Annotated in this window: 9 protein-coding genes; 3 read left to right on the top strand and 6 right to left on the bottom strand. The window is 43.1% G+C overall.

The window, feature by feature from the left end:
• On the bottom strand, positions 1-1,142 hold a 1,142-nt coding region (locus CAG68_RS02730), incomplete at its 3' end, for a DUF1835 domain-containing protein (RefSeq protein WP_161440749.1).
• Between the two features lie 280 nt (positions 1,143-1,422).
• Positions 1,423-2,313 (bottom strand): LysR family transcriptional regulator, encoded by an 891-nt coding sequence (locus tag CAG68_RS02725; RefSeq protein ID WP_054728833.1) that lies wholly within the window; start codon positions 2,311-2,313, stop codon positions 1,423-1,425.
• Positions 2,314-2,422: 109 nt separating this feature from the next.
• On the opposite strand from CAG68_RS02725, the gene CAG68_RS02720 reads away from it, so the two are divergent.
• A complete protein-coding gene (locus CAG68_RS02720) occupies positions 2,423-2,731 on the top strand; it encodes a monooxygenase (protein ID WP_005374871.1) in 309 nt (102 codons plus the stop codon).
• A gap of 7 nt (positions 2,732-2,738) precedes the next feature.
• Entirely contained in the window at positions 2,739-3,110 is a 372-nt protein-coding gene (locus CAG68_RS02715; protein WP_017634450.1) for a hypothetical protein, read from the top strand.
• 65 nt (positions 3,111-3,175) lie between these two features.
• Here CAG68_RS02715 and CAG68_RS02710 read toward each other — a convergent pair whose 3' ends face one another.
• From CAG68_RS02710 to CAG68_RS02700, 3 genes are all read right to left on the bottom strand, one after another.
• Positions 3,176-5,347, bottom strand: a complete 2,172-nt coding sequence (locus tag CAG68_RS02710; protein WP_161440748.1) for a polysaccharide biosynthesis tyrosine autokinase — start codon at positions 5,345-5,347, stop codon at positions 3,176-3,178.
• A gap of 51 nt (positions 5,348-5,398) precedes the next feature.
• A complete protein-coding gene (locus CAG68_RS02705; RefSeq protein WP_017820138.1) occupies positions 5,399-5,839 on the bottom strand; it encodes an arsenate reductase/protein-tyrosine-phosphatase family protein in 441 nt (146 codons plus the stop codon).
• Between the two features lie 128 nt (positions 5,840-5,967).
• Positions 5,968-7,086 (bottom strand): polysaccharide export protein, encoded by a 1,119-nt coding sequence (locus CAG68_RS02700; protein WP_017820139.1) that lies wholly within the window; start codon positions 7,084-7,086, stop codon positions 5,968-5,970.
• 458 nt (positions 7,087-7,544) lie between these two features.
• On the opposite strand from CAG68_RS02700, the gene CAG68_RS02695 reads away from it, so the two are divergent.
• Positions 7,545-8,438 carry a hypothetical protein gene (locus CAG68_RS02695; RefSeq protein WP_054728826.1) on the top strand — a complete coding sequence of 298 codons (894 nt, stop codon included), beginning with the start codon at positions 7,545-7,547 and terminating at the stop codon, positions 8,436-8,438.
• A gap of 69 nt (positions 8,439-8,507) precedes the next feature.
• On the opposite strand, the gene nfsA is transcribed toward CAG68_RS02695, so the two are convergent.
• Positions 8,508-9,230 carry an oxygen-insensitive NADPH nitroreductase gene (gene nfsA, locus CAG68_RS02690; RefSeq protein ID WP_161440747.1) on the bottom strand — a complete coding sequence of 241 codons (723 nt, stop codon included), beginning with the start codon at positions 9,228-9,230 and terminating at the stop codon, positions 8,508-8,510.
• Between the last annotated feature and the right edge of the window lie 158 nt (positions 9,231-9,388).

The following is a 9,388-nucleotide window of genomic DNA, read 5'->3' as shown; positions in this document are numbered from 1 at the left end:
TTGCCAGCCTCAGTGATACGGACGCTTTGTTCCCACCAGTGCCTTTCACGTGACTCAATCGTGATCAAAGGTGTTTGACACTGTGCTAGAGGGAGGAGTAACGCGTAAAACATCACGTCTCCTAGGTAAGGAAGAGGTTCTAGTTGTTGATATTGCTCAAACCAATCTTTGATGGGAATTGAACGATTTTGCGAGCTCAAGACCTTTAGTGCTAGGTGTTGTGTCAAGCTCAATCCAGTTTGTGAATTAGGTAACTCTTGCAAATGGCGTTTAAGCACGTTGAATATATTGGGCAAGCAATCCAGGTTATGCTGCTGAATCAAATTAACTATGGAAATAGGTGTCGGTGATGTAATAGCGTGCCAACACCGTTTAGCCTGACTGAATAATTTTGCTGTCACAGGTTTACGGTATCGCCAACAAGAACGAATAGCTTCTTCAGGCAACTGCCCAAAGCCGATGAATCGTTCAGTGCCCGGGAACTGGTTCAACTCAATGACCTCTATCACTTTATTCTCTACATTCTCTAACTGTGTTAGAGCACGAATTAGCATCAATTGATCATAACTGTCATGTTCGACCCAAAAGACGATTCGTTCAAATACATCACTTTGCAACAGATCGAGGTTTGATTGTTCCAATGTGACTATATCTTGAACCGAGTCTTCACGCTTCATCACAGGCAGCAGAGTCTCTACGACATATTGGGCACGAATGGCAAGGAAGTTCTGTGGTGTTGCTGGTATGGGGCCAATACAAAGCGGATCGATCAGGGCTAAAAATGCCCCTTCAAATCTGCTGGCTTTAAGTTGTTGTTGAATGTCGTGGCCACAACGAACGTGTAGCGTTTTTACTTTTGCATCTAGGGGCGGTTTTTGTTCTTTGATGGCTAGTTTGTGCGCTTCTAGCTCTTCGACATGAACTTTTAGTTTACTCCAACTGGATAAGCCCAGTTCTCTTGCGAGTGCATGTTGAACGTCAGCCAATTGAATTGTATTGGGAGCCAAAGATTCTGGTTTGGAGTGAAATCGCTTAACTAACTCCAACGTGGCGTCATCGTATAGGCGGATAGCTTTGAGCCTTTTTTTAGCAATGGATTTTTGCTGATTGATATTGATCGAGAAGCTATTTGTAGAGTTCATATTTCACCTTTCTTATTTCTTCCACACTCGCCTATATAGAAGCTAAAAAGAAGGTAAAAACAGATTGTGCCTGCTAAACCAAGCAGGTGAGGAAATTGCCGTGAACCGAGTTCTTTCCGCGAGTGTTGGGTGCTTTAGGCATGAGCAGAGTGATAGTAGGTGGTCGCTATCCTTCGTGCAACCTTTTGTGAGAGTGTAGCGTCACAAAATGGCCGTTTCTCTATATTTAGGGAGAATCAATAGGCGATAACACTAGCGATTCAACTCAATACCACTGTTGCTAGACTCGAGTTTCTACACTTTTGAGTAAAGTACGATAAAGCGCTTGAGTCGCAGGACCACTTTTGGCTCCTTTGGGCAAAGTGAGGTGCAGCGCAACTTGATATTGATGGGAGTGTTCGAGCTCCAATACGTTAATTTTATCGCTCTTTCGGGCTGAGACTAAGTGCGCTGGTAGCCGACAAAACCCAACGCCTTGCTCTACGGCGTGAAAAGCGTGGTCGAAGTTATCGACGGTAATACGCTGACGTGCGCGTAACCAACCCACATCTCTTTTCGTTTTGTCTGAATCACCTAAGTCACGGATGACAATTTGGCTGGTGGTTGCAAAATCGTCGATGGAAACATGCGGCTTTTTAGCGAGTGGATGGTGTGCTGCGATTACAGGCAGCATGGTTGTTACGCCAAATGCTTCGGCAGGGTAGTTGGTTATCGGTAAGTTGATGATTGCGATGTCAGCGAGCTCATTTACGACCATTTCGGTTGTTTTGCTCAGTGACGTTTCAACCACTTGAACGGAGGTCGTGTTGTTGTCCTCCAAAAATTGACTGAGTGGTGCATAAAGCCAACAAGGGTCACAAAGATGATCTACTGCGACCGTGATTTGAGATTCCACCCCACTTTTTAACTGCTCGCTGATGACTTCTAGTTCCCGCGCTTGTTCAAGCATGGATTGTGCACGACGCAGTATGGTTTTGCCGTGCTCTGTCAAACCCGCTTTGCGCCCTCGTACTTCGATAAGTTGAATACCAAGTTGGTCTTCTAACTTCCTCACCGAGTAGATCAATGTGGTATGGCTCTTGTTGAGCAGTAAAGCTGCGGATTGAATGCTGCCTTCTTGATTAATCGCTTGTAGCGTTTGCCATTGTTCTAAGGTCGTTTTTAGTCTCATGAGTCAATTTTTTAGACAGTTAATGGCGAAATTATGAACTTTTCTGTCAGTTTTATAAAGGTAATAATCTTGTCATCGAAAACGAGTCAATAAGAAGAGGAGACTCAAGATGGCGAAATTATTGCAAGTTGATTTTGAATTTCATGGTCCGTTTGGTGACGAGATGTCGAATGCTCTGGTCGACTTAGCTAAGTCGATTAACCAAGAGCCGGGCATGATTTGGAAAATCTGGACGGAAAGCGAAAAAGACAAACTCGGTGGTGGTATCTATCTTTTTGAAGATGAAGCCACGGCGCAAGCTTATCTCGAAATGCATGCCGCACGCTTACGAAAAATGGGCGTAGTCGAAGTACGAGGTCAAATTTTCGATATCAATGTGCCGTTAACGACGCTCAATCAAGGGCCTATTAGAGGATAAGGAGATGATGACCAACCGCACTTTTCTAACCGTTCATGGTGTCGTATATACGGTATTCGCTTTTGCGTTGTTTTTTGTACCAACCATAATGTGGCCGATGTATGGAGTACAAATTAACGACCAGTACGCGCTGTTTTTATCGCAGCATACTTCGATCTTTTTAGGTGGAATCGCAGCGGTGAGTTTGATGTTACGTAATGTGGAATCAGGGCATACTGCGAAACAGCTGTTTAAAGCATTATTGATTACTAATGGCTTAGGGGCAGTGATTACTACCTATGCCGGCATTATCGGAGTATTTGTCGGTTTTGGTTGGAGTGACCCAATATTCTTTGTCTTGCTTAGTTTGATTACGTACAAGCAATTAAGAGTGCAATAGAAAAAGCCCTGCTGTTTCTAGCAGGGCTTTGTCATATTTGGTTTAATTAGCGATCTAAATTCAAGTTATGATTCGCTTTTGTACGCGTAGTTATAGTAGCCGTATCCATAGCCGTATGAGTTAGATGCTTTTTTCTCAACTGCATTGAGAATCACACCTTTAACTTCAACGCCTGATTGCTCGAAGCGACCTTGCGCGACTTCAATCTCCTTCAAAGTCGTTTGATCAAAACGAGCGACCATCAGAGTTGTTCCTGCAAGCGCGCCAACAATGCTTGGGTCGGTAACTGCGAGTACAGGCGGCGTATCGATGATGACTAGATCGTATTGTGCAGACATCTCGTCAACAAAGCTCTTGAAGCGAGGGTGCATAAGAAGTTCTGACGGATTTGGTGGTACTTGGCCGCGAGTCACAACATCTAAATTATCAATGGATGTAGATTTAATGATGTTGCTAAGGGATGTCTTACCGCTCAAGTAATCAGAAAGACCGTTGTCCCAGCGTAGACCGAAGCATTGCTGCAAATAACCTTTACGCATATCCGCATCAATAAGCAGCACTTTCTGACCGGTTTTCGCAGCGACGGCCGCAAAGTTGGTCGATACAAATGTTTTGCCGATAGATGGTGCAGGACCTGAAATCATAAGAACGTTATTCTTCGCTTCCATCATTGCAAAGTGCAAGCTAGTGCGAAGACTACGTAGAGCCTCAATGGAAAGATCGGCTGGGTTAGCTTCCGCTAGAAGTACTAGCTCATTGTTGCTGCCTTTGTTGCGCTTAAGCTTGTTTGCAAATTCCAGTTGTTGAATAGATTTTGGAACGCTTGCGTAAACTGGCATGCCAATCTGTTCAATTTGATCTGGTGTTTCCACACCACGGTGGAATGCTGCACGAATTAATACGAAAGCCACGCCTGCCATACCGCCAAGCAGTGTTGCTAGCACAACGATAAGCGCTTTTTTCGGCTTGATTGGCTTAGAGAAAGATTGAGCGTTATCTAAGATTCGAACGTTGCCAACTGTTCCGGCTTTAATAATGTTGAGCTCTTGAACCTTGTTCAATAGTTGGATGTAGATTTGTTGGTTTACTTCTACATCGCGTGTCATACGTAGAACTTCACGCTGTGTTTTCGGTAACTTTTGAACTTGTTTATTAAGACGTTCTTTCTCTTTTAGTAGTGTTTCACGTTTATCAAGTAGCGACTTATAAGCTGGGTGATCCTGTGTGAAGCGTTGGCTGATCTCACTTTCTTTGAATGTAAGCTCATTTAGCTGTGCTTCTAACTCAACCATTACTTTCAGCGTTGACTGAGCTTCAAGGCCTAAATCGATAGATTCATTTTCTTGACGGAATCGATTTAAAACGTCTTCAGAAGCGGTCAGTTTTGTTTTGATGTCTGGGAGGTGACCTTTCAAGAACTCGAGGCTTTGCTCTGCCTCTGCAGAATTTCTTTGAACGTTTTGTAAGAAAAAATAGTTTTGGCTAATGTCGTTCAAGATATCTTGAATCTTAGCGCGGTCTTCACCAGAGAAGCTTAAAGATATAATCCCGGTTTGCTTACCACGTTCGCTAATCGATAAGTTTTCTTGAAGTTTATTAATTGCATCTAATTTACTGATTTTGCTGACCGTGAATGAGTCACCAGTTTGAGCCACAAGTTCAGTCGCCAAAAATTGGTATCCATTCTTCTCAAGCAGTTCACCTACTTTACCTTCTAAAATGACGTTATTGTCATCTTCTAAGAGCCTGAACGTCTGTTTTTCAGAATCAATAACTTCAAGAGTTAAAGGAACGCCAACTGCGTAAGAAGGAGCATTAAATCGTGAAACGCTCAGACTGATTTGCTCACCTTGTAGTCGAGCTAGGCCTTTACCAATAATTGGCATGTAGTTTGGAGAAACGACAGTCGTTAAGTTGAACTTATCAACAGTACCGCCCAAGATCATACGAGATTTGATGATCTCTATTTCTGTTGTCGCTGATGATTCTGCTGAAAACAGCTCTCCCATATCACCAACCATCGCTGAAATACCACCTGAACTCTTACTTTCGATTTGGATAAGAGCGTCAGCTTTATAGATAGGTGTTGATAGAATGGCAACGCCGACGCCTATAATTGAAAATAGGACTACGGTACATAGAATGAGCCATTTGGCATCGAGAATGATCCCAAATAACTTTCCCAAATCGATCTCATCGTCGGCTTGACGTGATTGCTTAATAGTTTGTGTTGTCATTACTTTAACTTCTTAAATACCTTGCCATTGGCGTTTATTTAGCCTTGCGGCTTATAGTTTTTGAGACCACGCTTTTGCTGCTTTTTCTATAAGCGTATATGCATGTTCGAAAGCTTCTCTACTTTGTCTGTATGGATCAGGGATGTTTTGTTCATTTATCCACTGTCCAAACAGCATCGTTTTACCTCGTGCCTCAGGAGCGATTTTGGTTAAGGCTTCTAAATGACCTTTTTCCATAACCAATATCAGATCGTATTGAGCGCAAAGCTCAGGTGTTAATTGTCGTGCTTCGTGTCCATCTAAGCTTACGCCATGTTCGTTCGCGATAGTGGTTGCCATCTCGTCAGCAGCTTTTCCCGTTAGATGGCTCTTATCTACTGCGATTCCTGCTGATGCGACATGTTTGTTTGGTAGTAAAGACTGCAAAAGCCGCTCTCCTGTTGGAGAGCGGCAAATATTACCGACACAGACGACAAGAATATTAGAAAACAAATGCTTACCCTACTTTAAGTTGTATGCTTATGATCTCAACTGAATTGCTGGCTTCTTTATATTGCGCAATTGAGCTGAGTAGCTATCGATTACGTGCCGCAAGAGATAATTTCTTGCGGCACGTTGTTTTACGGCCAAGTGCGTACTCGTAGTACACCTTCAGTTAGTTCATTAAAGCCGGAAATGGTTGGAACGAGCTGAGCAATCACACGATTCCAACGACTAACAGGTGCAGCCGTCACATAGACTATGTCGTAAGGGTTGAGATCAAACTCAGTACCAATCACCAAAGCAGAAGCGTCAGAAACATCTAGCTGATAAATGTCCGCCATTTTAGCTTCTTCTTTTGAACGTCTGATGACAAACACACCGGTAGCATCTGCGGAGATTTCACTGATACCACCAACGCTGCTAAGAGCCTCAGTAAGGCTCATGCCGCTACGATCAATTTTGAGTAATTTCGGATCGTTAACCTCGCCCATAACAAATACTTTTTGCGCATCGTTTCGAGGAATATGAACAATATCGCCAGGCTTTAGAAGGCGGTTTTGAGTTAAATCGCCTTGTTGCATCAGAGCATACAAAGAGACGTTTTCAACAACGCCATTGCGTGTCAGTGTCGCATTACGCCAATCAGCCTCGGCAGCCAGTCCGCCAGCTCTATTCACAGCATCTAGAAGTGTAAGGGGGATGTTTGTAATTGGTTGTTGTCCTGGCTTGTTAACTTCGCCAGTTACATAAGTCTTTTTAGAGCGAAATGCCGCAACGCTTACATCGACCTGTGGGCTCTCAATGTATTTTGCAAGGCGGCTTGCAATGTCTGCACGAATCTGACGTACGTTTTTGCCTTCAACATGTACGACACCTATGTAAGGGTAGAAGATCGTGCCATCCGAATGCACCCAGTTACCCGCTTCGGCTGAGCTTCGGTATGAGCCCGCTGGGATCGTTAGCTCTGGGTGATCCCAAATAGTGATATTTAGGATATCGCCAGGTCCTACTTCGTATTCATATTTTGCGATTTCAATATCTAACTCTGGGTTTGGTTTTGAAAAAGGGTCCACTGAATTTAAAGACGTTACGCGCTCCAAAGTTAAGGGATAAACGGTAACCTGAGACTCTATATCACTCGATTCAGTGCTCATGACTGTTTTGTCACTGACCGAAAGGTGGCTACCAGGCAAAGTACACCCTGTAAGAAGGATAGGAAGTACTGATATCCCCAAAAATTTATTAAATGTGTTCATTGGTTTATAACTACCGAAAGAAAGTTTGCCGACTGAAATTGATTCATTCTAATTGAACTGCATTTCATCAATATTGACGATTTACTGCAGTTTTAAGCCTTTAGAAAGCGAGTCCATTCAGAATTATTTGTGTAATAAACACTCCAAATGGCTGCTAGCGACTTAGAGCTCTTAGTTTCATTAATGAAGGTGTGAAAATCCGACCCACAAAAAATAGTCAACTATTATCCATCTGGTTGCAATAAAGGCAACAAGTTACTTGAAAAAATACTGACGAATACATGACAAAATTGTGTCTATTTAACGTTATTGAGATGAATGCATGATTTTGCACAAGCAAACAGGCAAGAATGTGAAAAAACTCATGCCAAAGTTGTATGCATCCTATTTACACTATATGCAACTGCCGTTATGCTTCCTGTTGCGGTCGGATATAACAACAAATATTGGAGCTAATTTTGAAAATCAAACTTTTAACGGCAAGTGTGGCAGCAGTCCTACTAGCAGGTTGTGGTAGTGACAGCGACCCTGAGGTAAAAAGATACTCAGTTCAGGCTTATGACCCAGCTGTTATCGGCATGAAAGTTCAAGCAGTATGTGGTGGTGAGACATACGACGCGATTGAAAATACAACAAACTATGAAGGTATGGTTGGTAAAGCGCGTTTTGAAAATATCAACGTTGTAAATGCGCCAGGTGATTGTGCTTTCGTATTAACGCACACAGAAGATAGTAAAGACGCGTCAAATGGCAAACCTATTACATCTGACTACAAAATCCCTCAAGGCCTAGCCCAGGCGGATTCATTGGTAACAGGCTCTCCATTTACGACTTTGGTTGCTAACTCTTTAAAAGATGGTGAAGTATACTCTTCTGATATCGCTGAAAAAGTATTCGAGAATTTGGGTATCGATATCAATGCAAGTGGTAAAACAGTTGACGAAATCCTTCGTGATACAGAATCTGTAGTAGCAGGACTTGGCAGTGAGGGTGGTAACAGCGCACTTGCTACTCAGCTAGTTGCAACAGCAAACGTTGTATCAGATATCATCAAAGCGAACCCAACAGCTTCGCCTGAAGCTGTAGCTGTTGCTGCAAAAGCAATCACAGAAGATGTAATCGCGACGAACCCAAATTATCCTGAGAATGATTCAGGAGATGTTATCTACGTAACGATTCCAGCTGAAGATACTCAGAAAGTTGTTGCAGATGTACAAGAGGCTATCGATAACGACATTCCATTAGAAGATATCGAACCTGACGTACCACAAATTCCAGATGCGGAAGTCGGTGAGCCAATTGAACCTGAAGATCCACCGGGTCCAGGCACTGGCGCGACAGGCGGTAACTAAGCAAGTTTTTGCTGATAAATTCTAAAGGCCTCTTCAGAGGCCTTTTTTGATCCTATCGTATTGTAGTCATCACCTTTTAGTGAGCCCTTTTCTGTTTAAGTAAGGCAGGATGTGCGGACGTGATTCGCCAGCCAGTTTACTGGTGACTTCTTGTGACCAAGTACTCTGTTTTTGATTGCTCGAACGGTTTGCATAGTAGTTTCGCATAGTTTGGTCATACGTCTGAATATCATCCAAGTTTAGATATTGATACTGATTCTCATGCACCACGACATGCTTAGGTAGGCGAGGTTTTACTTCAGGGGCTTGATCTGGATGACCAAGACACATACCAAACAAAATGGCGGTATTTTTAGGTAAACCTAATAATTCGTCTACTTTTTGGGCATTGTTTCGTAAACCACCAATATACACACCTCCTAGTCCCATCGACTCCGCCGCAAGCAAGCAATTTTGTGCCATGATGCCCGAGTCTACAGCGCCTATTAGCGTTAACTCGGTAAAGTCAGCTTGAACATCTGGGTTGATACTGGCGTGGCGTTGGTAATCAATGCAAAACACCAAAAACTCAGCCGCGCTTTCAACGTACCCTTGATTTCCGGCATATTGAGCTAATAGCGTACGTTTTTCTTTGTAGGTCACGCGAATAATTGAAACGACTTGCAACATGCTTGATGAGGACGCCGCAAGGCCGGCTTGAAGAATGGCATCTAATTGTTCGCTCTCAATCGGTTGTGAGGTGAATTTTCGAATTGAGCGGTGATTGAGAATTGTTTGAATCGTGCTGTTCATGGTGACTTAACATCCCCTGTTACGTTAAAGGCTGAAGACTCACCTTAGCGACATTTGATGAGTCGGTAAACTATCTCAAAAGAAAAACAATGCTTGGCGCATAAGTGTGAAGGCGAATCGAGAATACACCACTCGTTCTGTTTGAGAGCGTATATACT

This window comes from Vibrio sp. V42_P2S4T144, from assembly GCF_009904715.1.
Lineage (GTDB): Bacteria > Pseudomonadota > Gammaproteobacteria > Enterobacterales > Vibrionaceae > Vibrio > Vibrio alginolyticus.
Note: the sequence above shows the minus strand (reverse complement) of the source record. Positions and strands in the feature narration are given on the sequence as shown.

What these genes read in the sequence shown, in the direction of transcription:
- CAG68_RS02710 (WP_161440748.1), bottom strand. Translation starts at nt 5,347, where the DNA reads ATGACAACACAAACTATTAAGCAATCACGTCAAGCCGACGATGAGATC.
- CAG68_RS02700 (WP_017820139.1), bottom strand. Translation starts at nt 7,086, where the DNA reads ATGAACACATTTAATAAATTTTTGGGGATATCAGTACTTCCTATCCTT.
- nfsA (WP_161440747.1), bottom strand. Translation starts at nt 9,230, where the DNA reads ATGAACAGCACGATTCAAACAATTCTCAATCACCGCTCAATTCGAAAA.
- CAG68_RS02725 (WP_054728833.1), bottom strand. Translation starts at nt 2,313, where the DNA reads ATGAGACTAAAAACGACCTTAGAACAATGGCAAACGCTACAAGCGATT.
- CAG68_RS02720 (WP_005374871.1), top strand. Translation starts at nt 2,423, where the DNA reads ATGGCGAAATTATTGCAAGTTGATTTTGAATTTCATGGTCCGTTTGGT.
- CAG68_RS02715 (WP_017634450.1), top strand. Translation starts at nt 2,739, where the DNA reads ATGACCAACCGCACTTTTCTAACCGTTCATGGTGTCGTATATACGGTA.